The organism is Streptomyces sp. NPDC001781 (assembly GCF_053596035.1).
This window is the reverse complement of record NZ_JBSFFI010000023.1, coordinates 20,785-43,843: the sequence shown is the minus strand read 5'-3', so window position 1 is coordinate 43,843 and position 23,059 is coordinate 20,785. Positions and strand designations below refer to the sequence as shown.

The window sequence follows — 23,059 nt, the reverse complement described above, 5'->3', positions numbered from 1 at the left end:
GCGCTCCTGGTACGGCGCCGCACTCGAGCCTTCAGTCAGGAGAGACCGGTGTCAGACGTCCGTGTGATCATCCAACGCGATTCCGAGCGGGAAGAGCGCGTGGTGACGACGGGCACTACCGCCGCCGACCTCTTCGCGGGCGAGCGCTCCGTCATCGCCGCGCGCGTGGCGGGCGAGCTGAAGGACCTCACCTGCACGCTGTCCGACGGCGACGTGGTCGAGGCCGTCGAGATCTCCTCCGAGGACGGCCTCGCCATCCTGCGCCACTCCACCGCGCACGTCATGGCCCAGGCCGTGCAGGAGCTGTTCCCCGAGGCCAAGCTGGGCATCGGCCCGCCGGTCAAGGACGGCTTCTACTACGACTTCGACGTCGAGAAGCCCTTCCACCCCGATGACCTCAAGGCCATCGAGAAGAAGATGCAGGAGATCCAGAAGCGGGGCCAGAAGTTCTCCCGCCGCGTGGTCTCCGACGAGGACGCCCGTGCCGAGCTGGCCGACGAGCCGTACAAGCTGGAGCTGATCGGCCTCAAGGGCTCCGCATCCTCCGACGACGGCGCGGACGTCGAGGTCGGCGCCGGCGAGCTGACCATCTACGACAACCTGGACGCCAAGACCGGCGAACTGTGCTGGAAGGACCTCTGCCGCGGTCCCCACCTGCCCTCCACCCGGAACATCCCGGCGTTCAAGCTGATGCGCAACGCGGCCGCCTACTGGCGCGGCAGCGAGAAGAACCCGATGCTCCAGCGCATCTACGGCACCGCCTGGCCGTCCAAGGACGAGCTGAAGGCGCACCTGGAGTTCCTCGCCGAGGCGGAGAAGCGCGACCACCGCAAGCTCGGCAACGAGCTGGACCTCTTCTCCATCCCCGAGCAGATCGGCTCCGGCCTCGCCGTCTTCCACCCCAGGGGCGGCATCATCCGCCGGGTCATGGAGGACTACTCGCGGCGCCGCCACGAGGAGGAGGGCTACGAGTTCGTCTACACCCCGCACGCGACGAAGGGGAAGCTCTTCGAGACCTCGGGCCACCTGGACTGGTACGCCGACGGCATGTACCCGCCCATGCAGCTCGACGAGGGCGTGGACTACTACCTCAAGCCCATGAACTGCCCGATGCACAACCTGATCTTCGACGCGCGCGGCCGCTCGTACCGTGAACTGCCGCTGCGCCTCTTCGAGTTCGGGACCGTGTACCGGTACGAGAAGTCGGGCGTCGTGCACGGCCTCACCCGGGCCCGCGGCTTCACCCAGGACGACGCCCACATCTACTGCACCCGTGAGCAGATGTCCGAGGAGCTGGACAAGACGCTCACCTTCGTCCTCGGCCTGCTCCGCGACTACGGTCTGACCGACTTCTACCTGGAACTGTCCACCAAGGACCCGGAGAAGTTCGTCGGCTCCGACGAGGCGTGGGACGAGGCGACCGAGACCCTGCGCCAGGTCGCCGAGAAGCAGGGGCTGCCGCTCGTGCCCGACCCCGGCGGCGCCGCGTTCTACGGCCCGAAGATCTCCGTCCAGGCCAAGGACGCGATCGGCCGTACCTGGCAGATGTCGACCATCCAGCTCGACTTCAACCTGCCCGAGCGGTTCGACCTGGAGTACACCGGCCCCGACGGTTCCAAGCAGCGGCCCGTCATGATCCACCGTGCCCTGTTCGGCTCCATCGAGCGCTTCTTCGCGGTCCTGCTGGAGCACTACGCGGGCGCGTTCCCGGCGTGGCTGGCCCCGGTGCAGGCGATCGGCATCCCGATCGGCGACGCGCACGTGGAGTACCTGGAGAAGTTCGCGGCCGAGGCCAAGCGCAAGGGCCTGCGGGTCGAGGTGGACTCCTCCTCGGACCGGATGCAGAAGAAGATCAGGAACGCCCAGCGCCAGAAGGTGCCGTTCATGATCATCGTCGGTGACGAGGACATGAACGCCGGCACCGTCTCCTTCCGCTACCGCGACGGCTCGCAGGAGAACGGCATCCCGTTCGAGGACGCCCTCGCCAAGATCGAGAAGGTCGTGGCGGAGCGGGTCCAGGTCTGACCCCGAGGAAACCGCACGAACCCCCGGGGCATCACTACCGCCTCGGGGGTTCGTCGTCCTCCTCCCGCGCGAACACCTGCAGCAGCCATGACGAGAACGAGCCCGTCACCGCGCCCAGCAGGGCCAGGCCGCCCGCCATCATCGCCACCGCGATGATCCGGCCGCCCGCGGTGACCGGAACGACATCCCCGTAGCCCACCGTGGACAGCGTGGAGCACGCCCACCAGACCGCGTCGCCGAAGGTCCGCATGTTCGAGGACGGCGCGCCCTTCTCCTGCTGGTAGACGGCGAGCGCACCGGTGAAGCCCATCAGCAGCGTGGCGATCCCCGAGTAGGCGATGACCCGCGCGTACAGCGGGAGCCGGGGCAGGCCGCGCCGGTGCTCCAGGGCCTCGTAGAGCCGCACGATCCGCAGCGGGCGCAGCAGCGGCAGGATGAGGACCAGGGTGTCCAGCCAGTGGGTGCGGACGAAGCTCACCCCCTGCCCGCTGAGCCGCCAGCGCACCGCGTAGTCCACGGCGAACAGGGCCCAGCAGGAGAGCAGCAGCACCAGCCAGATGCTGTCCCAGGCGGTGCCGAAGCGGGGCGCGAGCACCAGTGCCGCGTAGGAGCCGAGAAAGGTCAGGGACGCCACGGTGAGCGGCATCTCGACGCGGCGCTCCCAGCGGGTCCGGGTCTTGGTTCGGTCGTGGTCCACCGACCCAGCTTCGCCGCCGGGGTCCTTCCCGCCGCCCCGGCGACACGCCGCGAACGGGCGAAGCCATATGCTGCCTTGCATGACGAGTGAGCCGGAGCAGCAGATCGGAGTGGGAACGCAGGACGCGTTCCAGCGCCTGTGGACGCCCCACCGGATGGCCTACATCCAGGGCGAGAACAAGCCGAGCGGCCCGGGCGCGGACGACGGCTGCCCGTTCTGCTCCATCCCGGCGAAATCCGACGAGGACGGCCTGATCGTGCGCCGGGGCGAACACGTGTACGCGGTGCTCAACCTGTACCCGTACAACGGCGGCCATCTGATGACGGTGCCGTACCGGCACGTGGCGGACTACACCGATCTGACCGGTCCGGAGACGGCCGAGCTGGCGGAGCTGACGAAGCAGGCGATGACGGCGCTGCGCACGGCGTCCGGAGCGCACGGGTTCAACATCGGGATGAACCAGGGCGCGGTCGCGGGTGCGGGCATCGCGGCCCACCTGCACCAGCACATCGTGCCGCGCTGGGGCGGCGACACCAACTTCATGCCGGTGGTGGGCCGGACGAAGGTGCTGCCGCAGCTCCTCGGGGACACCCGCGACATGCTCGCGGACGCCTGGCCCGCCGCCTGACGGGCGGGGCCCGACCCGTCCCCGCCTTCGAGGACGAGGCCCGGCCCGGGCCGGCCCGCGAGAGCGGCGGACGGCCCGCACCTCCCGCGGGTCCGCCAGCGGCTCACGCGTCGTAGAGGTCCGCCTGGCGCGGGGCCGGGTCCTGGACGAGGCCGCTGAGGAAGGCCGAGCGGGTGCCGAACCTCTCGGTGTCCACGCCGTTCTCCTTGAGCACCTTGATGGCGGCGGAGTGCACCACCCGGAGGACCGGTGTGGCCGCGCGCAGTGCGTCGTCGGCCATGAAGCGGTGGCGCCAGGGCTGGTCGGCCCAGGCGTGCCGCAGGCCGAAGGGCTCGGGGAGGCCGATGGAGCCGCCGAGCCAGTTCAGGGTGGGCGTGAACCGGGTCAGCGGGGCGCGGACGGCGAGCCGTACCACCTCGTCGGTGGTGACCAGGGGGAGCTTGACGGTGCGGTTCTCCCACGGCTTGAGGGTCTTGGCGACATCCTTGGTGGGGGCGGCCGGCTTGGCGTGGAAGAGCGGGTTGACCGGGCCGAGGGCGTGGCCGGTGACCTCGATGCGCAGGGTCTCGTGGAGGACGGTCACCGTGATCATCATCGTGAGGACGAGCTGGCCGTCCCACAGGGTCCACTGGACGCCCAGGTAGTGCCGGTCGCCGCTGCCGAACTGCTGCTTGTTGCAGATCTCCTGTATGGCGTGCGGCTTGACCTGGAACGCCTCGACGTCGGTGCCGTCGGGCCGGGAGACCGCGTCGGCCTTCTCGCCGATCGGGGTGACGATCCAGTGCCGTACGGACGGGCGGGGGAAGCCGCCGGTGTTGAGGGGGCCGCGCTCCAGCAGGCTGAGCCGGTCGTGGATGGCGCGTATGACGTCCCAGCTCCGGAAGGGGTGGATCTCGCGCGCGGGGTCGGCGGAGACGAGTTCCTCGGCGAGCTGCCAGGAGCCCCAGCGGGTGCCCATGCCGAGGATGCCCTTGGGGCCCGCGTAGAAGACGGAGTTGGAGCGCTGCTCGGCGCCGAGCCGGGCCAGGGACTGGCGGAGCTGTTCGGCGGCGGTCTCGCCGGGGCTGCGGGGCACGGCCTCGGGGACCTTGGCGCCGACGCTGCTGCCGGAGAGCAGACCGGCCCAGCGTTCGCGCAGGTCGGCCGCGGTGCGCTCGCAGACGCGGCGGGCCCAGAACCAGCCGAGGACGGGGACGACCACGGCGGCGCGGGTGTACCAGCCCCAGAAGCCGTGGAAGGGCAGCTTGAGCAGGAAGAGCACGGCGAGGACGCCGACCCCGGCGAGCAGCGCGGTGCCCAGCGCCCCGGCCCGGCCCTCGCGCCTGCCCAGGAACGAGCGGAGCAGGAAGACCAGGAGCCAGGCGACGAGGCCGGGCAGGAAGACCAGACCGCAGACGACCATCACGAGGGTCAGCTTGTTGTCGCGTTCCCGGCGGATGTTGTTGGCGGCCAGGCAGTGTTCCACGACGACCTGGGGGTCGGCGCCGAACGACTGGATCAGCGGATTGCGGCCGGGCGCGAGGAGGCGGTCGGCGACCGCCCGGGAGAAGGCTTCGCCCAGGTTGGGGCGGAACAGCGGGACACGGCCGACCTTGACGGTGGACTCGTGCCACTCGTTGTCGGCCTTCTTGATCTCGACGACGGGGTTGTCCCGGTAGGCCGCCGAGGCCAGCGCGAGGGTCGCCGCCTGGCCCTCGTCCCCGGAGACGGGCACCTGAGGCCCGTCCCACTCCGTCCCTACCGACATTCCCGCCCCCATCGCCGCCGTGTCGCTCCTGCGGCCTTCCCGGCTTCCCCGCCGCGCACACCTGCCGAACCGGACATCGTTGCGATGTCCCGTGGCCACGGCGCCGGTTCCGCCGGTCCGGGACCCGCCCGCCAGCGTATCGGCAGCCGCGCCCCGCGCGTCGGCGGACGGCCGAAGCCGCCCGCCGGGGCCGGGAGTTACGGAGTCTCGCCGTCCTGTTCGCGGAGTTTCCCGGCGACTTGGGGCGGCATCGGTTCGTGGCGGGCGTAGGCGCGGCTGAAGGAGGCCGTGCCGTGGGACAGGGAGCGCAGGTCGATGGCGTACCGGCCGATCTCGAACTCGGGCACCTCGGCGCGGACCAGGGTGCGCCCGGCGCCGGTCTGTTCGGTGCCGAGGACCCGGCCGCGCCGGGTGGAGAGGTCGCTCATGACGGCGCCGACGTAGTCGTCGGGGACCAGGACCGCCACCTCGGCGACCGGTTCGAGCAGGTGGACGCGGGCCTCGGCGGCCGCCTCGCGCAGGGCGAGCGCGCCAGCGGTCTGGAAGGCGGCGTCGGAGGAGTCGACGGAGTGGGACTTGCCGTCGAGCAGGGTGACACGCACGTCGACCAGGGGGTGACCGGCGGCGACGCCCCGGGCGGCCTGGGCGCGGACGCCCTTCTCGACGGAGGGGATGAACTGGCGGGGGACGGCGCCGCCGACGACCTTGTCGACGAACTCGATGCCTGAGCCGCCGGGCAGCGGCTCGACCTCGATCTCGCAGATGGCGAACTGGCCGTGGCCCCCGGACTGCTTGACGTGCCGGCCGCGTCCGGCGGCCTTGCCGGCGAAGGTCTCGCGCAGCGCCACCCTGTGCGGGACGACGTCGACCTGGACGCCGTAGCGGCTGCGGAGCCTTTCCAGGGCGACGTCGGCGTGGGCCTCGCCGAGACACCACAGGACGACCTGGTGGGTGTCCTGGTTCTGTTCGAGCCGCATGGTGGGGTCCTCGGCGACGAGCCGGGACAGGCCGAGGGAGAGTTTGTCCTCGTCGGGTTTGCTGTGCGCCTCGATGGCGAGGGGGAGCAGCGGGTCGGGCATCCGCCACGGCTCCATGAGCAGGGGGTCGTCCTTGGCGGAGAGGGTGTCGCCGGTCTCGGCGCGGCCCAGTTTGGCGACGCAGACCAGGTCGCCGGCGACCGCCCGGGTGACCGGGCGCTGCTGTCTGCCGAAGGCCATGGAGAGGGCGCCGGCCTTCTCGTCGACGTCGTGGTCCTCGTGGCCCCGGTCGGCGAGGCCGTGTCCGGAGACGTGGACGGTGTCGTCGGGGCGCAGGGTGCCGGAGAAGACCCGCACCAGGGAGAGGCGGCCGACATAGGGGTCGGACGAGGTCTTGACGACCTCGGCGACCAGCGGGCCCTCGGTGTCGCAGGGGGCCAGCTCGCGGGGCGTGCCGTCGATGCCGGTGACCACGGGCAAGGGGTGTTCGAAGGGGGTGGGGAACCCGCGGGTGATCAGTTCCAGGAGTTCGACGGTGCCGAGGCCCTGCCGGGCGTCCTCGGCGGCGGGCGCGGCGGCGAGGACGGGGTGGAAGGTGCCGCGGGCGACGGCGCGTTCGAGGTCCTCGACCAGGGTCTGGACGTCCACCTGTTCGCCGCCCAGGTAGCGGTCCATGAGGGTCTCGTCCTCGCTCTCGGCGATGATCCCCTCGATGAGCCGATCGCGGGCGCCGTCCAGGGCGGGGAGCTGGTCCTCGCCGGGTTCGGACTCCTTGCGTTCGCCGGGGGAGTAGTCGAAGAGCTTCCGCGACAGCAGGCCGACCAGACCGGTCACCGGGGCGTGCCCGTCGGCTCCGGCGGCGCCGCGCAGCGGGAGGTACAGGGGGAGGACCGCGTCGGGGTCGTCGGCGCCGAACGCCTCGGCGCACACCCGGGTCATCTCCTCGAAGTCGGCGCGGGCGGACTCCAGGTGCGTGACGACGATGGCGCGGGGCATGCCGACGGCCTGGCACTCCTCCCACACCATGCGGGTCGCGCCGTCCACGCCGTCGGCCGCGGAGACGACGAAGAGGGCCGCGTCCGCCGCGCGCAGGCCGGCCCTCAGCTCCCCGACGAAGTCGGCGTATCCGGGGGTGTCCAGCAGGTTGATCTTGATGCCGTCCCATTCGAGGGGGACCAGCGAGAGCTGTACGGAGCGGTGCTGGCGGTGCTCGATGTCGTCGTGGTCGGAGACGGTGCCGCCGTCCTCGACCCGGCCCGCCCGGTTCACCGCCCCCGCGGTGAGTGCGAGGGCCTCCACCAGGGTGGTCTTGCCCGAGCCGGAGGGGCCGACCAGCACCACGTTCCGTACGGACGCGGGATGGTCGGCCGTCACCGCTCTGCCGGCGGCTCCGGGGTGTGCGTGTGTCCTGTCGCCCATGGTCCTGCCTCCCGTGCACGGTGAGGTCATCGGGGACGCGAACGCGGCGGGATCCCGCGTGGATGCGGCGGCTCCGGCGGCGCCCGCGGTCCTTCGAGCTTTCCACTCCCGTCATGCCGCGTCCATACGACGGACCCTCCAGGCCCCGGGGGACCGTGGGGATGGTCACGGATCGTGCCGCGGCGGAGGGTGCGCGCCCCCGTGCGGGGGCGCGCGTGGCTACGATGGGCCAGCCGACGCCCACCAGGGGCCACGGCGACACCGACCGTCGGGAAGGCCATGCTGAACAAGTACGCGCGTGCATTCTTCACGCGTGTCCTCACGCCGTTCGCCGCGTTTCTCATCCGGCGGGGGGTGAGCCCCGACACCGTGACGCTCATCGGGACCGCCGGGGTGGTCGCGGGTGCGCTGGTCTTCTACCCCCGGGGGGAGTTCTTCTGGGGGACGATCGTGATCACGCTCTTCGTCTTCTCCGACCTGGTCGACGGGAACATGGCCCGCCAGCTCGGCCGCTCCAGCCGGTGGGGCGCCTTCCTGGACTCCACCCTGGACCGGGTCGCGGACGGCGCGATCTTCGGCGGCTTCGCCCTCTGGTACGCGGGCAACGGCCACGACAACACGCTGTGCGCGGTCTCGATCTTCTGTCTGGCCAGCGGCCAGGTGGTGTCGTACACCAAGGCGCGGGGCGAGGCGATCGGGCTTCCGGTGGCGGTCAACGGGCTGGTGGAGCGGGCCGAGCGGCTGGTGATCTCGCTGGTCGCGGCCGGTTTCGCGGGGCTGCACAAGTTCGGGGTGCCCGGCATCCAGTACCTGCTGCCCGTCGCCTTGTGGATCGTCGCGGTCGGCAGTCTCGTCACGTTGGTGCAGCGGGTCGTCACGGTGCGCCGGGAGTCCGCAGAGGCGGAGGAGGCGGCCCGGCTCGACGCCGGGAGCGAGGCGGCCCAGTGAGCGCCGCCGACCGCCTCACCGACGGTCTCTACGGGCTCGGCTGGAGCACCGTCAAAAAGCTCCCCGAACCGGTCGCCGCCAGGCTGGGCCGTACCGTCGCGGACGCCGCCTGGAAGCGGCGCGGCAAGGGTGTCCAGCGGCTGGAGGCCAACTACGCGCGCGTGGTGCCGGACGCCTCCCCGGAGCGGCTCGCGGAGCTGTCCCGCGCCGGCATGCGCTCCTATCTGCGCTACTGGATGGAGTCCTTCCGGCTGCCCGCCTGGAGCGCCGAGCGGGTCCGCACCGGCTTCGACCCCAAGGGCGCCCACCATCTGACGGACGGGCTGGCCGAGGGCCGGGGTGTGATACTCGCGCTGCCGCACCTGGCCAACTGGGACCTGGCCGGCGCATGGGTCACCACCACCCTCGGCATCCCCTTCACCACCGTCGCCGAGCGCCTGAAGCCGGAGACGCTGTACGACCGGTTCGTCGCCTACCGCGAGGGCCTGGGCATGGAGGTGCTGGCGCACAGCGGGGCCTCCGCCTTCGGCACCCTGGCCCGGCGGCTGCGCGACGGCGGCCTGGTCTGCCTGGTCGCGGACCGGGACCTGTCGGCCGCCGGCGTCGAGGTCGACTTCTTCGGTGAGCGCGCCCGGATGCCCGCCGGGCCCGCCCTGCTCGCCCAGCAGACCGGCGCCCGGTTGCTCCCGGTCACCCTCTGGTACGACGACTCGCCCGTGATGCAGGGCCGGGTGCACCCGCCGGTCGAGGTGCCGGAGGCGGGTACCCGGATCGAGCGGACGGCCGCCATGACCCAGGCACTGGCCGACGCCTTCGCCGCCGGGATCGCCGAGCACCCGGAGGACTGGCACATGCTCCAGCGGCTGTGGCTCGCCGACCTCGACCCGGCGAAGGGACCCGCGTGAGAATCGGGATCGTCTGCCCGTACTCCTGGGACGTGCCCGGGGGCGTCCAGTTCCACATCCGGGACCTCGCCGAGTACTTCATCCGGCTCGGGCACGAGGTCTCCGTGCTCGCCCCGGCCGACGACGACACCCCGCTGCCGCCCTACGTGGTCTCGGCGGGCCGCGCGGTGCCGGTGCCGTACAACGGTTCGGTGGCCCGGCTGAACTTCGGGTTCCTGTCGGCGGCGCGGGTGCGGCGGTGGCTGCACGACGGCGCGTTCGACGTGGTGCACATCCACGAGCCGACCTCGCCCTCGCTCGGCCTGCTCACCTGCTGGGCGGCTCAGGGGCCGATCGTGGCCACCTTCCACACCTCCAACCCGCGCTCCCGCGCCATGATCGCCGCCTACGCGATCCTCCAGGCCGCGCTGGAGAAGATCAGTGCCCGGATCGCGGTCAGCGAGTACGCCCGGCGCACCCTGGTCGAGCACCTGGGCGGGGACGCGGTGGTGATCCCCAACGGGGTCGACGTCGACTTCTTCGCCGACGCCGAGCCCAAGCCGGAGTGGCAGGGCGGCACGATCGGCTTCATCGGGCGCATCGACGAGCCCCGCAAGGGCCTGCCGGTGCTGATGCGGGCCCTGCCGAAGATCCTCGCCGCGCACCCCGGCGCCCGGCTGCTGGTCGCGGGCCGGGGTGACGAGGAGGCGGCCGTGGCGGAGCTGCCCGGGGAACTGCGCTCCCGCGTGGAGTTCCTCGGCATGGTCAGCGACGAGGACAAGGCCCGTTTCCTGCGCAGCGTCGACCTGTACGTGGCGCCCAACACCGGCGGCGAGAGCTTCGGCATCATCCTGGTCGAGGCCATGTCGGCCGGCGCCCCCGTGCTCGCCTCCGACCTGGACGCCTTCGTCCAGGTCCTCGACCAGGGCAAGGCGGGCGAGGTCTTCGCCAACGAGGACGCCGACGCGCTCGCCGGGAAGGCCGTGGCCCTGCTCGCCGACCCCGAGCGACGGGCTGAGCTGCGGGAGCGGGGCAGCGCCCACGTGCGCCGCTTCGACTGGTCCACCGTCGGCGCGGACATCCTCTCGGTGTACGAGACGGTCACCACCGGCACCGCGGCGGTCGCCGCCGACGAGCGGCCCGGCCTGTGGTCGCGGTTCGGACTGGCCCGCGAGCGGGACGCGGAGACCGGCGCCCCGTCCTCCACCGATAACCTTCGCGCGTGATCCCCACCCTCATCTGGATTCTCGCCGCGCTGCTGGCGATCGGCGTCTACCTGAGCTGGACCGCCGGACGGCTGGACCGGCTGCACGTCCGCATGGACGCCGCCCGCGCCGCCCTGGACGCGCAGCTGCTGCGCCGGGCGTCCGTGGCGCAGGAACTCGCCACCTCCGGCGTCCTGGACCCGGCCGCCTCCATGGTGCTCTACGAGGCCGCGCACGCCGCCCGGCAGGCCGAGGAGGAGCAGCGCGAGGTCACGGAGAGCGAGCTGAGCCAGGCCCTGCGCGCGGTGTTCGAGGACGCCCGCCAGGTGGAGGGCGTGCGGGCCGCCCCCGGTGGCGAGGACGCGGCGCACGAGCTCGCCGAGGCGGTCCGCAGGGTGCCGATGGCCCGCCGCTTCCACAACGACGCCGTGGGCGCCGCCCGCCGGCTGCGCGAGCACCGCAAGGTCCGCTGGTTCCGCCTAGCCGGCCACGCGCCCTTCCCGCTGGCCTTCGAGATGGACGACGAACCGCCCGCCGCGCTGGTCGAACGGGTCGCCTGAGCGGGGCGCCGCGGGGGCACGCCGGGACAAAATGATCCACCGGCTTCCCATTGGCCCTTGATGCGGCCCGGTCAGTCGCGTTTCCTCAGGCTTGCAGAAACCGTCTTACCCATCAGTGAGGTCACGCGTGTCCATCATCGACAACCAGGGTCCCGAGACCGGCACCGCCCGTGTGAAGCGCGGCATGGCCGAGCAGCTCAAGGGCGGCGTCATCATGGACGTGGTCAACGCCGAGCAGGCGAAGATCGCGGAGGACGCCGGCGCCGTGGCCGTCATGGCCCTGGAGCGGGTCCCGGCCGACATCCGCAAGGACGGCGGCGTGGCCCGCATGTCCGACCCGGACATGATCGAGGGCATCATCGACGCCGTTTCGATCCCGGTCATGGCCAAGTCCCGCATCGGCCACTTCGTCGAGGCCCAGGTGCTCCAGTCCCTCGGCGTCGACTACATCGACGAGTCCGAGGTGCTCACCCCGGCCGACGAGGTCAACCACTCCGACAAGTGGGCGTTCACCACCCCCTTCGTCTGCGGTGCCACCAACCTGGGCGAGGCCCTGCGCCGCATCGCCGAGGGCGCGGCCATGATCCGCTCCAAGGGCGAGGCCGGCACCGGCAACGTCGTGGAGGCCGTGCGCCACCTGCGCCAGATCAAGGGCGAGATCGCCAAGCTGCGCGGCTGCGACCACAACGAGCTGTTCGCCGCCGCCAAGGAGCTGCGTGCCCCCTACGAGCTGGTCAAGGAGGTCGCCGAGCTGGGCAAGCTCCCGGTCGTGCTGTTCTCCGCCGGTGGTGTCGCCACCCCGGCCGACGCCGCCCTGATGCGCCAGCTCGGCGCCGAGGGCGTCTTCGTCGGCTCCGGCATCTTCAAGTCCGGCGACCCGGCCAAGCGCGCCGCCGCCATCGTGAAGGCCACCACCTTCTACGACGACCCGAAGATCGTCGCGGACGCCTCCCGCAACCTCGGCGAGGCCATGGTCGGCATCAACTGCGACACCCTCCCCGAGACCGAGCGCTACGCCAACCGCGGCTGGTAGGACCTGCACACCATGAACACCCCCGTCATCGGCGTCCTGGCCCTCCAGGGCGACGTACGGGAGCACCTCATCGCCCTGGCCGCGGCGGACGCCGTGGCCAGGCCGGTCAGGCGCCCCGAGGAACTCGCCGAGGTGGACGCCCTCGTCCTGCCCGGCGGCGAGTCCACCACGATCTCCAAGCTGGCCGTCCTCTTCGGCCTGATGGAGCCCCTGCGCGCCCGCGTACGCGAGGGCCTGCCCGTCTACGGCACCTGCGCCGGGCTGATCCTGCTCGCCGACAAGATCCTCGACCCGCGCTCGGGCCAGGAGACCATCGGCGGCATCGACATGATCGTCCGCCGCAACGCCTTCGGCCGGCAGAACGAGTCCTTCGAGGCGGCGGTCGACGTCAAGGGCGTCGAGGGCGCCCCCGTGGAGGGCGTCTTCATCCGCGCCCCCTGGGTGGAGTCCGTGGGCGCCGCCGCCGAGGTGCTCGCCGAGCACGACGGCCACATCGTCGCCGTACGCCAGGGCAACGTGCTCGCCACCTCGTTCCACCCGGAACTGACCGGCGACCACCGCGTGCACGGGCTCTTCGTCGACATGGTCCGCGCGAACCGGACACCGGAGTCCTTGTAGGATCTGCGGCGGTACCCCCTCAGGCTCTCCCAGCGCCGGGGGAGTCCGTATCGGATCGGGTTACGCGAAGGAGACAGGCAGATGTCCGGCCACTCTAAATGGGCTACGACGAAGCACAAGAAGGCCGTGATCGACGCCAAGCGCGGCAAGCTCTTCGCGAAGCTCATCAAGAACATCGAGGTCGCGGCCCGCATGGGCGGCGTCGACATCGAGGGCAACCCGACGCTCTACGACGCCATCCAGAAGGCCAAGAAGCAGTCGGTCCCGAACAAGAACATCGACTCCGCGGTCAAGCGCGGCGGCGGCCTGGAGGCCGGCGGCGCCGACTACGAGACGATCATGTACGAGGGGTACGGCCCCAACGGTGTCGCCGTGCTCATCGAGTGCCTCACCGACAACCGCAACCGTGCCGCCTCCGACGTCCGTGTCGCCATGACCCGCAACGGCGGCAACATGGCCGACCCCGGCTCGGTGTCGTACCTGTTCAACCGCAAGGGCGTCATCATCGTCCCCAAGGGCGAGCTGACCGAGGACGACGTGCTCGGCGCCGTCCTGGACGCCGGTGCCGAGGAGGTCAACGACCTCGGTGAGTCCTTCGAGGTGCTCAGCGAGGCCACCGACCTGGTAGCGGTCCGCACCGCCCTCCAGGAGGCCGGCATCGACTACGACTCCGCCGACTCCAACTTCGTCCCGACCATGCAGGTCGAGCTGGACGAGGACGGCGCCCGGAAGATCTTCAAGCTGATCGACGCCCTCGAGGACAGCGACGACGTCCAGAACGTCTTCGCCAACTTCGACGTGAGCGACGACGTCATGGAGAAGGTCGACGCGTAACTTCGCCGCGGGCTTCGCGGTGCGCTCGGGCCGACGGGACTTCCCGTCGGCCCGTCGCGTTGCCGGGGCCCGGTTGCGGGGCGTTGTCGGTGTCACCCGATAGCCTGCACAAACAGGTGATCGAAGGGTTGGGGGCGGCGTGCGGGTACTCGGGGTGGACCCCGGACTGACGCGGTGCGGTGTGGGCGTGGTCGACGGGGTCGCGGGGCGGCCGCTCACCATGGTCGGCGTCGGTGTCGTCCGTACGCCCCCCGACGCCGACCTGAGCCGCCGGCTGCTCGCCGTCGAGCAGGGCCTCGAACAGTGGCTGGAGGAGCACCGGCCCGAGTTCGTCGCCGTGGAGCGGGTCTTCAGCCAGCACAACGTCAGCACCGTGATGGGCACCGCCCAGGCCAGCGCCGTCGCCATGCTGTGCGCGGCCCGGCGCGGCATCCCGGTCGCCCTGCACACCCCCAGCGAGGTCAAGGCCGCCGTCACCGGCACCGGCCGCGCCGACAAGGCCCAGGTCGGCGCCATGGTCACCCGGCTGCTCCGGCTCAGCGCGCCGCCCAGGCCCGCCGACGCCGCCGACGCCCTCGCGCTCGCCATCTGCCACATCTGGCGCGCCCCCGCCCAGAACCGGCTCCAGCAGGCGGTCGACCAGCACACGGCCCGGCGCACCGCCCACGCAACGAAAGGCCGAACGGCATGATCGCCTTCGTCAGCGGCACCGTCGCCGCCCTCGCCCCCGACTCGGCGGTCGTCGAGGTCGGCGGGGTCGGCATGGCCGTCCAGTGCACCCCCGACACCCTCGCGAAGCTCCGCGTCGGCCAGGACGCCCGGCTGCACACCTCCCTCGTCGTCCGCGAGGACTCGCTCACCCTGTACGGCTTCGCCGACGACGACGAGCGCCAGGTCTTCGAACTGCTCCAGACCGCCAGCGGCGTCGGCCCCCGCCTCGCCCAGGCCATGCTCGCCACCCACCGCCCCGACGCGCTGCGCCGCGCCGTCGCCACCGCCGACGAGAAGGCCCTCACCGCCGTGCCCGGCATCGGCAAGAAGGGTGCGCAGAAACTGCTGCTGGAGCTGAAGGACCGCCTCGGCGCCCCCACCGGCGCCCCTGCGGTCGGCGCGCCCGCCGGCCAGGGCTGGCGCGACCAGCTGCACGCGGCCCTCATCGGCCTGGGCTATGCCACCCGCGAGGCCGACGAGGCCGTCACCGCCGTGACCCCCCAGGCCGAGGCGGCGGGCGGTACTCCCCAGGTCGGCCAGTTGCTCAAGGCCGCCCTCCAGACCCTGAACCGCGCCCGCTGACGCGCGCGCATCCCGCTAGGAGCACCTGAAGTGAACTGGGACGACACGACGGACGGGGCCGCCGCGGAACGGCTGGTGGACACCGCCGCCGACCGGGAGGACCAGGCCGTCGAAGCCGCCCTGCGCCCCAAGGACCTCGGCGAGTTCATCGGCCAGGAGAAGGTGCGCGAGCAGCTCGACCTCGTACTGCGCGCCGCCCGCGCGCGCGGCGCCACCGCCGACCACGTGCTGCTCTCCGGCGCCCCCGGCCTCGGCAAGACCACCCTGTCGATGATCATCGCCGCCGAGATGGGCGCCCCGATCCGCATCACCTCCGGCCCCGCCATCCAGCACGCCGGCGACCTCGCCGCGATCCTCTCCTCCCTCCAGGAGGGCGAGGTCCTCTTCCTGGACGAGATCCACCGCATGTCCCGGCCCGCCGAGGAGATGCTGTACATGGCGATGGAGGACTTCCGGGTCGACGTCATCGTCGGCAAGGGCCCCGGCGCCACCGCCATCCCGCTGGAGCTGCCCCCGTTCACCCTGGTCGGCGCCACCACCCGCGCGGGCCTGCTGCCACCCCCGCTGCGCGACCGCTTCGGCTTCACCGCGCACATGGAGTTCTACGAGCCGCGCGAACTCCAGCGGGTCGTGCACCGCTCGGCCGCCCTGCTGGACGTGGAGATCGACCCGTCCGGCGCCGCCGAGATCGCCGGCCGCTCGCGCGGCACGCCCCGGATCGCCAACCGGCTGCTGCGCCGGGTGCGGGACTACGCCCAGGTCAAGGCGGACGGCCTGATCACCGAGGACATCGCCGCCGCCGCCCTCGCCGTCTACGAGGTGGACGAGCGCGGCCTCGACCGGCTCGACCGGGGCGTGCTGGAGGCGCTGCTGAAACTGTTCGGCGGCGGCCCGGTGGGCCTGTCCACCCTGGCCGTCGCGGTGGGGGAGGAACGGGAGACGGTGGAGGAGGTCGCCGAGCCGTTCCTGGTGCGCGAGGGCCTGCTCGCCCGCACCCCGCGCGGGCGCGTGGCCACCCCGGCCGCCTGGGCGCACCTGGGTCTCACCCCGCCGCAGCGACCCGCCACGGGGAACGGGCAACAGGACCTGTTCGGGACATGAGAGCGGCGTATTGGCACCAGGAGGAACCCAGGTGCCATGCTGAGCGTTGTTCCATGCACGCGGACTCGCTTAGACTCCGCCGATGCCGCCCTTGCGGGCGACGGCGACCAGCCCCCTCCAACAGGCCGCTCACCGCGCGGTCACGCGAAGGAAACCCCGTCTCGTGAATGTCTATACCCTTCTCCCCTTCATCGTGCTCATCGGGCTCATGTTCGTGATGACGCGCTCGGCCAAGAAGAAGCAGCAGCAGGCCGCCAACATGCGGAACGAGATGCAGCCCGGTTCGGGCGTGCGCACGATCGGGGGAATGTACGCGACGGTCAAGGAGGTCACGGAGGACACCGTCCTCCTCGACGCCGGGCCTGGCGTCGAGCTGATCTTCGCGAAGAACGCGATCGGCGCCGTCCTCTCCGACGACGAGTACAACCGCATCGTCCACGGCATCGAGCACGACCTGAAGTCGGACACCGAGGTCGTCCCGGACGACGCCTCCTCCCTCACCGCGGCCGACGCCGAGCACAAGGCCGTCGACTTCGGCAAGAAGGACGCCGCCGAGGAGACCGCCGTGGCCGAGGACAGGACGCTCGCCGACAAGGCCGGGACCGTCGAGCCCGCCGCCAAGGACGACACCGTCGTGAACAAGGCGGAAGCCGCCGAGCCGGCCGAGGCGCCGAAGAAGACCGACGGCGACACCGACGCGAAGTAGCGACGTCCCCGGGGTGTCCCGGCGCCCCGCACCGGGCGCGCGGTCCGCCCCGGACGGCTCGGTTTCCCGCACGGAATCCCGACACCATGTCATGGCCACCGGCGCCCACGGCGCACCGGGCGGCCCGAGAGGGAGTACGAGAAGGTGGCAGCACCTAAGAAGGGCCGGGGCGCGAGCACCCAGAGCAAGCCAGGGCGCTCGCTGGTCCTCATCCTGATCGCCATCGTGGCGATGACCGGGGGAATGTTCCTCTCCGGGCACACCACTCCGCGTCTCGGCATCGACCTTGCCGGCGGTACGAGCATCACGCTCAAGGCGAAGGCCGACCAGGGGTCGGCGATCAACAAGGCCAACATGGACACCGCGGTCGACATCATGAACCGCCGTGTCAACGGCCTTGGTGTCTCCGAGGCCGAGGTGCAAACCCAGGGCGACGATCACATCATCGTCAACATCCCCAAGGGCACCAACTCCAAGGAGGCCCAGCAGCAGGTCGGCACCACCGCCAAGCTGTACTTCCGCCCGGTCCTGGCCAGCGAGCCCAGCGGCGGCGCGACCCCCAAGCCGTCGCCGAGCACCTCCTCCGGCGCCAGCGGCTCCCCGAGCCCGGCCGCCAGCCCCTCCGGCGACCAGAAGGCGAGCTCGCCCTCCAACGCCCCCTCGCCGAACGCCACGGCCACCTCGCAGGGCCGTGCCGTCAGTGACGCCCTGAAGGCCGACGCCACCCCGTCGCCCACAGGTTCCGCGAGCGCCAAGTCCTCCGGCGCCCCGGCGAGCCCCTCGCCGAAGCCCAGCGCCAACGCGGACGCCACGAAGCTCCAGGCCCAGTACGCGGCCCTGGACTGCACCAAGCCCGCCGAGCGGGCCAAGGTCGGCCAGGCAGGCAAGCCCGGTGAGCCCACCGTGGCCTGCGGTGAGATCAACAAGGTCTGGTACAAGTACGTCCTCGGCCCTGCCGCCGTCGACGGCACCGAGGTGAAGAACGCGAAGGCGGTCTTCGACACCCAGGGCGCGTCCGGGTGGCAGGTGCAGATGAACTTCACCGGCTCCGGCGCCAAGAAGTTCGCCGACATCACCGGTGAGCTGGCCAAGAACCAGCAGCCGCAGAACGAGTTCGGCATCGTCCTCGACGGCGACGTGGTCTCCAGCCCCTACGTGCAGCAGGCCATCACCGGCGGCCAGGCCGAGATCTCCGGCCGGTTCACGCAGGAGGAGGCCCAGAGCCTCGCCAACATGCTGTCCTACGGCGCGCTCCCGCTGTCCTTCCAGGAGGAGACCGTCACGACGGTCACCGCGGCCCTCGGCGGCGAGCAGCTCAAGGCCGGCCTCCTCGCGGGCGCCATCGGCCTCGTGCTGGTCGTGATCTACCTGGTGGCCTACTACCGCGGTCTGTCGCTGGTGGCCATGGCCTCCCTGCTGGTCTCCGCGATCCTCACCTACGTGATCATGTCGCTGCTCGGCCCGGCCATCGGCTTCGCGCTGAACCTGCCCGCGGTCTGCGGCGCCATCGTCGCGATCGGCATCACGGCGGACTCGTTCATCGTGTACTTCGAGCGCATCCGGGACGAGATCCGCGAGGGCCGCACGCTGCGCCCCGCCGTGGAGCGAGCCTGGCCGCGTGCCCGGCGCACCATCCTGGTCTCCGACTTCGTGTCGTTCCTCGCCGCCGCCGTGCTGTTCATCGTCACCGTCGGCAAGGTCCAGGGCTTCGCGTTCACGCTCGGCCTGACCACCGTCCTCGACGTCGTGGTGGTCTTCTTCTTCACCAAGCCGCTGATGACGCTGCTGGCCCGCCGCAGGTTCTTCGCCGACGGCCACAAGTGGTCCGGCCTCGACCCGCGGAGCCTGGGCGCCAAGCCCCCGCTGCGCCGTACCCGCCGTCCCTCCGGTCCGGCCACGGGCCCCGTCGACCCCAAGGGGGCGTGAGCGATGTCGAAACTCGGTAACCTCGGCGCGCGGCTGCACCGCGGCGAAGTCAGCTACGACTTCATCGGCAAGCGCAAGATCTGGTACGGCGTCTCCATCCTGATCACCATCACGGCCATCCTGGGCCTGGCGGTGCGCGGGCTGAACATGGGCATCGACTTCCAGGGCGGCGCCGTCTTCACCACCCCGACCAAGATGAGCGCCTCGGTCGCCCAGGTCGAGGAGTACGCCCGCGACGCCTCCGGCCACGAGGCCGTGGTGCAGAAGCTCGGCAACGGCAGCCTGCGCGTCCAGATCGCCGGCCTCGACACCGCCAAGTCCGACCAGGTCAAGCAGACCCTTGCGAAGGACCTGCAGCTCGACCCCGAGCGGCTCAACGCCGACCTCGTCGGCCCGAGCTGGGGCGAGCAGATCGCCAACAAGGCGTGGCAGGGCCTGGCGATCTTCATGGTGCTCGTGGTGATCTACCTGGCGATCGCCTTCGAGTGGCGCATGGCCATCGCGGCCCTCGTCGCGCTGGTCCACGACATCACCATCACCGTCGGCATCTACGCCCTCGTCGGCTTCGAGGTCACGCCCGGCACGGTCATCGGTCTGCTGACCATCCTCGGTTACTCGCTCTACGACACGGTCGTCGTCTTCGACAGCCTCAAGGAGCAGACCAAGGACATCACCAAGCAGACCCGGTTCACCTACAGCGACATCGCCAACCACTCGATCAACAGCACCCTGGTGCGCTCCATCAACACCACGGTGGTCGCCCTCCTCCCGGTGGCGGGCCTGCTGTTCATCGGCGGCGGTTTCCTCGGAGCGGGCACCCTCAACGACATCTCCCTGTCGCTGTTCGTCGGCCTCGCGGCCGGCGCGTACTCCTCGATCTTCATCGCCACGCCGCTCGTCGCCGACCTCAAGGAGCGCGAGCCGGCGATGCAGGCCCTCAGGAAGCGGGTCCTGGCCAAGCGTGCCCAGGCCGCAGCCGCGGAGGCCCAGGGGGACTCCCGGTCCGCCACCGGAGAACCGTCCGACGGCGCGGCGCCCGCTGTGGTGGGCCCGCGCGACCAGTCCGCGACCCGTAACCGGGGCCGCGGCCGACCCTCTGGAAAGCGCCGATGACCTCCATCCAGGAGCTGCTGCTCAGCCGTATCCGCGACGTGGCCGACTACCCGGAGCCGGGGGTGATGTTCAAGGACATCACCCCGCTCCTGGCCGACCCCGCCGCGTTCACGGCCCTCACCGACACGCTGGCCGAACTCACCACGGCCACCGGGGCCACCAAGATCGTCGGTCTGGAGGCGCGGGGCTTCATCCTGGGCGCGCCGGTCGCCGTCCGCGCGGGTCTCGGCTTCATCCCCGTCCGCAAGGCCGGCAAGCTCCCCGGAGCGACGCTGCGCCAGGCGTACGACCTGGAGTACGGCTCCGCCGAGATCGAGGTGCACGCCGAGGACCTGTCCGAGGGTGACCGCGTGTTCATCGTGGACGACGTGCTCGCCACCGGCGGCACCGCCGAGGCCGCGATCAAGCTGATCGAGCGCGCCGGCGCACGCGTCTCCGGCGTCGCCGTCCTCATGGAGTTGGGCTTCCTCCAGGGCCGCGCCCGCTTGGAGCCCGCCCTGGGCGGAGCGCCCCTGGAGGCGCTGCTCCAGGTCTGACCGAGCCGGGCGGACCACGAGCGGCCGCGAGCGCACCGGGACTTTCCCGGCCCGCGCTCGCGGCCGCTCCGCGTTCCGCGCCCGCCGGGACCCGACCGTGGAATCCCTCACCCGTCCCACGCGTTCCCCTGGTGGACCGTTCTCCCCGCGGCCTGAAGGCGATGGCGGGCCGCGGGATCGCTACCATGGGGTTTCCGGAGCCTGACCGGGGGACCCGGATCGCGCACTAGGAGTCCTCTTGCCAGACGAGGCCCAGCCACTGACCGCCGCCAAGCCGGAGTCCGCCTCGGCGCCCGCGGTGAAGCCCGCGCCGAACGCGTCCGACGCGACGAACGACCGGCGCGGCTCGGTCGAGCACGCCCAGTCGGCGCCGGTGGAGAAGACCGCCGACACCGCGCGCCCCAAGCCCGCCCCCGTGCGCCCCGCGGCCGGTCAGACCGCGTCCCGCTCCGGCTCCTCCAACCGCGTCCGCGCCCGCCTTGCTCGCCTCGGCGTGCAGCGCGCGAACCCGTACAACCCGGTGCTGGAGCCGCTGCTGCGGATAGTGCGCAGCAACGATCCCAAGATCGAGAACGCGACGCTCCGCCAGATCGAGCGCGCCTACCAGGTGGCCGAGCGCTGGCACCGGGGCCAGAAGCGCAAGAGCGGCGATCCGTACATCACGCACCCGCTGGCCGTCACCACCATCCTGGCCGAGCTGGGCATGGACCCGGCGACCCTGATGGCCGGGCTGCTGCACGACACCGTCGAGGACACCGAGTACGGCCTGGACGACCTGCGCCGGGACTTCGGCGACGTGGTCGCGCTGCTGGTGGACGGCGTCACCAAGCTGGACAAGGTGAAGTTCGGCGAGGCGGCGCAGGCCGAGACCGTGCGCAAGATGGTCGTCGCCATGGCCAAGGACCCCCGTGTCCTGGTCATCAAGCTCGCCGACCGCCTGCACAACATGCGCACCATGCGCTACCTCAAGCGCGAGAAGCAGGAGAAGAAGGCGCGCGAGACCCTGGAGATCTACGCGCCGCTCGCCCACCGCCTCGGCATGAACACCATCAAGTGGGAGCTGGAGGACCTGGCCTTCGCCATCCTCTACCCCAAGATGTACGACGAGATCGTGCGGCTGGTGGCCGAACGCGCCCCCAAGCGCGACGAGTACCTGGCCATAGTCACCGACGAGGTGCAGGCCGACCTGCGCGCGGCCCGTATCAAGGCGACCGTCACCGGCCGGCCCAAGCACTACTACAGCGTCTACCAGAAGATGATCGTCCGCGGCCGGGACTTCGCGGAGATCTACGACCTGGTCGGCATCCGCGTCCTGGTGGAGACCGTCCGGGACTGCTACGCGGCGCTCGGCACGATCCACGCGCGATGGAACCCGGTCCCCGGCCGGTTCAAGGACTACATCGCGATGCCCAAGTTCAACATGTACCAGTCGCTGCACACGACGGTCATCGGACCCAACGGCAAGCCGGTCGAGCTGCAGATCCGCACCTTCGACATGCACCGGCGCGCCGAGTACGGCATCGCCGCGCACTGGAAGTACAAGCAGGAGGCCGTGGCCGGCGCCTCCAAGGTGCGCACCGACGCGCCGAAGTCGTCCGGCAAGGGCAAGGACGACCATCTCAACGACATGGCGTGGCTGCGCCAGTTGCTGGACTGGCAGAAGGAGACCGAGGACCCCGGCGAGTTCCTGGAGTCCCTGCGCTTCGACCTGTCCCGCAACGAGGTCTTCGTGTTCACGCCCAAGGGGGACGTGATAGCGCTCCCGGCCGGGGCCACCCCGGTCGACTTCGCCTACGCGGTGCACACCGAGGTCGGCCACCGGACCATAGGGGCACGGGTCAACGGACGCCTCGTGCCGCTGGAGTCCACCCTGGACAACGGCGACCTGGTGGAGGTCTTCACCTCCAAGGCGCCCGGCGCCGGGCCCTCCCGCGACTGGCTGGGCTTCGTCAAGTCGCCCCGCGCCCGCAACAAGATCCGCGCCTGGTTCTCCAAGGAGCGCCGGGACGAGGCGATCGAGCAGGGCAAGGACGCGATCGTCCGCGCGATGCGCAAGCAGAACCTGCCGATCCAGCGCATCCTGACCGGCGACTCCCTGGTCACGCTGGCCCACGAGATGCGGTACTCCGACATCTCCGCGCTGTACGCGGCGATCGGGGAGGGCCATGTCTCGGCGCAGAACATCGTGCAGAAGCTCGTCCAGGCGCTCGGAGGCGAGGAGGCGGCCACCGAGGAGATCGAGGAGCCGGTCCCGCCGACCCGGCGCAGCCGCAAGCGCCGCTCCAGCGCCGACCCCGGCGTCATCGTCAAGGGCGTCGACGACGTGTGGGTGAAGCTGGCCCGCTGCTGCACCCCGGTCCCGGGCGACCCGATCATCGGGTTCGTCACGCGCGGCAGCGGGGTCTCGGTGCACCGCAGCGACTGCGTCAACGTGGACTCGCTCTCCCGCGAGCCCGAGCGCATCCTCGACGTCGAGTGGGCGCCCACCCAGTCCTCGGTCTTCCTGGTCGCCATCCAGGTCGAGGCGCTCGACCGCTCCCGGCTGCTCTCGGACGTCACCCGCGTCCTGTCCGACCAGCACGTCAACATCCTGTCCGCGGCCGTGCAGACCTCCCGCGACCGCGTCGCCACCTCCCGCTTCACCTTCGAGATGGGCGACCCCAAGCACCTGGGCCACGTCCTGAAGGCGGTCCGGGGCGTGGAGGGCGTCTACGACGTCTACCGCGTCACCTCGGCCCGCAACCGCGGCTGACGACACGTACGCCGAGGGGCTCCGTACGGTGTGTACGGAGCCCCTCGGCGTACGCGG

At 71.4% G+C, this 23,059-nt stretch carries 20 protein-coding genes; 17 read left to right on the top strand and 3 right to left on the bottom strand.

What is annotated here, in order from left to right:
- Positions 1–48 precede the first annotated feature (48 nt).
- Positions 49–2,025 (top strand): threonine--tRNA ligase, encoded by a 1,977-nt coding sequence (gene thrS / locus ACWCV3_RS20965; protein ID WP_451226154.1) that lies wholly within the window; start codon positions 49–51, stop codon positions 2,023–2,025.
- Positions 2,026–2,059: 34 nt separating this feature from the next.
- On the opposite strand, the gene ACWCV3_RS20960 is transcribed toward thrS, so the two are convergent.
- On the bottom strand, positions 2,060–2,722 hold the full coding sequence (locus tag ACWCV3_RS20960) for a potassium channel family protein (protein ID WP_451226151.1): 663 nt from the start codon (positions 2,720–2,722) through the stop codon (positions 2,060–2,062).
- Positions 2,723–2,789: 67 nt separating this feature from the next.
- Here ACWCV3_RS20960 and ACWCV3_RS20955 point away from each other — a divergent pair, with 67 nt between their 5' ends.
- A complete protein-coding gene (locus tag ACWCV3_RS20955; RefSeq protein WP_451226148.1) occupies positions 2,790–3,350 on the top strand; it encodes an HIT family protein in 561 nt (186 codons plus the stop codon).
- A gap of 103 nt (positions 3,351–3,453) precedes the next feature.
- Here ACWCV3_RS20955 and ACWCV3_RS20950 read toward each other — a convergent pair whose 3' ends face one another.
- Both ACWCV3_RS20950 and ACWCV3_RS20945 read right to left on the bottom strand, forming a co-directional pair.
- On the bottom strand, positions 3,454–5,097 hold the full coding sequence (locus ACWCV3_RS20950) for a hypothetical protein (RefSeq protein ID WP_451226146.1): 1,644 nt from the start codon (positions 5,095–5,097) through the stop codon (positions 3,454–3,456).
- A gap of 197 nt (positions 5,098–5,294) precedes the next feature.
- On the bottom strand, positions 5,295–7,493 hold the full coding sequence (locus ACWCV3_RS20945; protein WP_451226143.1) for an elongation factor G-like protein EF-G2: 2,199 nt from the start codon (positions 7,491–7,493) through the stop codon (positions 5,295–5,297).
- A gap of 279 nt (positions 7,494–7,772) precedes the next feature.
- Between ACWCV3_RS20945 and pgsA the strand changes: the two genes are divergently transcribed.
- From pgsA to ACWCV3_RS20870, 15 genes are all read left to right on the top strand, one after another.
- Positions 7,773–8,441, top strand: coding sequence for a phosphatidylinositol phosphate synthase (pgsA, locus tag ACWCV3_RS20940; RefSeq protein ID WP_451226140.1), 669 nt, complete (start codon positions 7,773–7,775; stop codon positions 8,439–8,441).
- Positions 8,438–9,346 (top strand): phosphatidylinositol mannoside acyltransferase, encoded by a 909-nt coding sequence (locus tag ACWCV3_RS20935; protein WP_451226138.1) that lies wholly within the window; start codon positions 8,438–8,440, stop codon positions 9,344–9,346. The genes pgsA and ACWCV3_RS20935 overlap by 4 nt, the downstream gene beginning before the upstream one ends.
- Positions 9,343–10,551 (top strand): glycosyltransferase family 4 protein, encoded by a 1,209-nt coding sequence (locus ACWCV3_RS20930; RefSeq protein WP_451226135.1) that lies wholly within the window; start codon positions 9,343–9,345, stop codon positions 10,549–10,551. Before ACWCV3_RS20935 ends, ACWCV3_RS20930 begins: the two co-directional genes overlap by 4 nt.
- Positions 10,548–11,090 carry a hypothetical protein gene (locus ACWCV3_RS20925; RefSeq protein ID WP_451226132.1) on the top strand — a complete coding sequence of 181 codons (543 nt, stop codon included), beginning with the start codon at positions 10,548–10,550 and terminating at the stop codon, positions 11,088–11,090. The genes ACWCV3_RS20930 and ACWCV3_RS20925 overlap by 4 nt, the downstream gene beginning before the upstream one ends.
- Before the next feature lie 127 nt (positions 11,091–11,217).
- On the top strand, positions 11,218–12,123 hold the full coding sequence (gene pdxS / locus ACWCV3_RS20920; RefSeq protein WP_030810697.1) for a pyridoxal 5'-phosphate synthase lyase subunit PdxS: 906 nt from the start codon (positions 11,218–11,220) through the stop codon (positions 12,121–12,123).
- Positions 12,124–12,135: 12 nt separating this feature from the next.
- Complete coding sequence (gene pdxT / locus ACWCV3_RS20915) at positions 12,136–12,741, top strand: pyridoxal 5'-phosphate synthase glutaminase subunit PdxT (protein WP_451226129.1); 606 nt, start codon at positions 12,136–12,138, stop codon at positions 12,739–12,741.
- An 81-nt stretch (positions 12,742–12,822) separates the two neighbouring features.
- Complete coding sequence (locus tag ACWCV3_RS20910; protein ID WP_031180147.1) at positions 12,823–13,575, top strand: YebC/PmpR family DNA-binding transcriptional regulator; 753 nt, start codon at positions 12,823–12,825, stop codon at positions 13,573–13,575.
- Between the two features lie 139 nt (positions 13,576–13,714).
- Positions 13,715–14,266, top strand: a complete 552-nt coding sequence (gene ruvC / locus ACWCV3_RS20905; RefSeq protein WP_451226126.1) for a crossover junction endodeoxyribonuclease RuvC — start codon at positions 13,715–13,717, stop codon at positions 14,264–14,266.
- On the top strand, positions 14,263–14,868 hold the full coding sequence (gene ruvA / locus ACWCV3_RS20900; RefSeq protein WP_451226123.1) for a Holliday junction branch migration protein RuvA: 606 nt from the start codon (positions 14,263–14,265) through the stop codon (positions 14,866–14,868). The genes ruvC and ruvA overlap by 4 nt, the downstream gene beginning before the upstream one ends.
- 30 nt (positions 14,869–14,898) lie before the next feature.
- Positions 14,899–15,969 (top strand): Holliday junction branch migration DNA helicase RuvB, encoded by a 1,071-nt coding sequence (gene ruvB, locus ACWCV3_RS20895; protein WP_451226120.1) that lies wholly within the window; start codon positions 14,899–14,901, stop codon positions 15,967–15,969.
- A gap of 163 nt (positions 15,970–16,132) precedes the next feature.
- Positions 16,133–16,675, top strand: a complete 543-nt coding sequence (gene yajC, locus ACWCV3_RS20890) for a preprotein translocase subunit YajC (protein ID WP_451226118.1) — start codon at positions 16,133–16,135, stop codon at positions 16,673–16,675.
- 144 nt (positions 16,676–16,819) lie between these two features.
- Complete coding sequence (gene secD, locus ACWCV3_RS20885; RefSeq protein WP_451226115.1) at positions 16,820–18,601, top strand: protein translocase subunit SecD; 1,782 nt, start codon at positions 16,820–16,822, stop codon at positions 18,599–18,601.
- Positions 18,602–18,604: 3 nt separating this feature from the next.
- Positions 18,605–19,714, top strand: a complete 1,110-nt coding sequence (gene secF / locus ACWCV3_RS20880; RefSeq protein ID WP_451226112.1) for a protein translocase subunit SecF — start codon at positions 18,605–18,607, stop codon at positions 19,712–19,714.
- Entirely contained in the window at positions 19,711–20,250 is a 540-nt protein-coding gene (locus ACWCV3_RS20875) for an adenine phosphoribosyltransferase (protein ID WP_451226110.1), read from the top strand. Before secF ends, ACWCV3_RS20875 begins: the two co-directional genes overlap by 4 nt.
- Before the next feature lie 238 nt (positions 20,251–20,488).
- Positions 20,489–23,002: a RelA/SpoT family protein gene (locus tag ACWCV3_RS20870; protein WP_451226107.1), complete on the top strand. Its 2,514-nt coding sequence runs from the start codon at positions 20,489–20,491 to the stop codon at positions 23,000–23,002.
- Positions 23,003–23,059 lie beyond the last annotated feature (57 nt).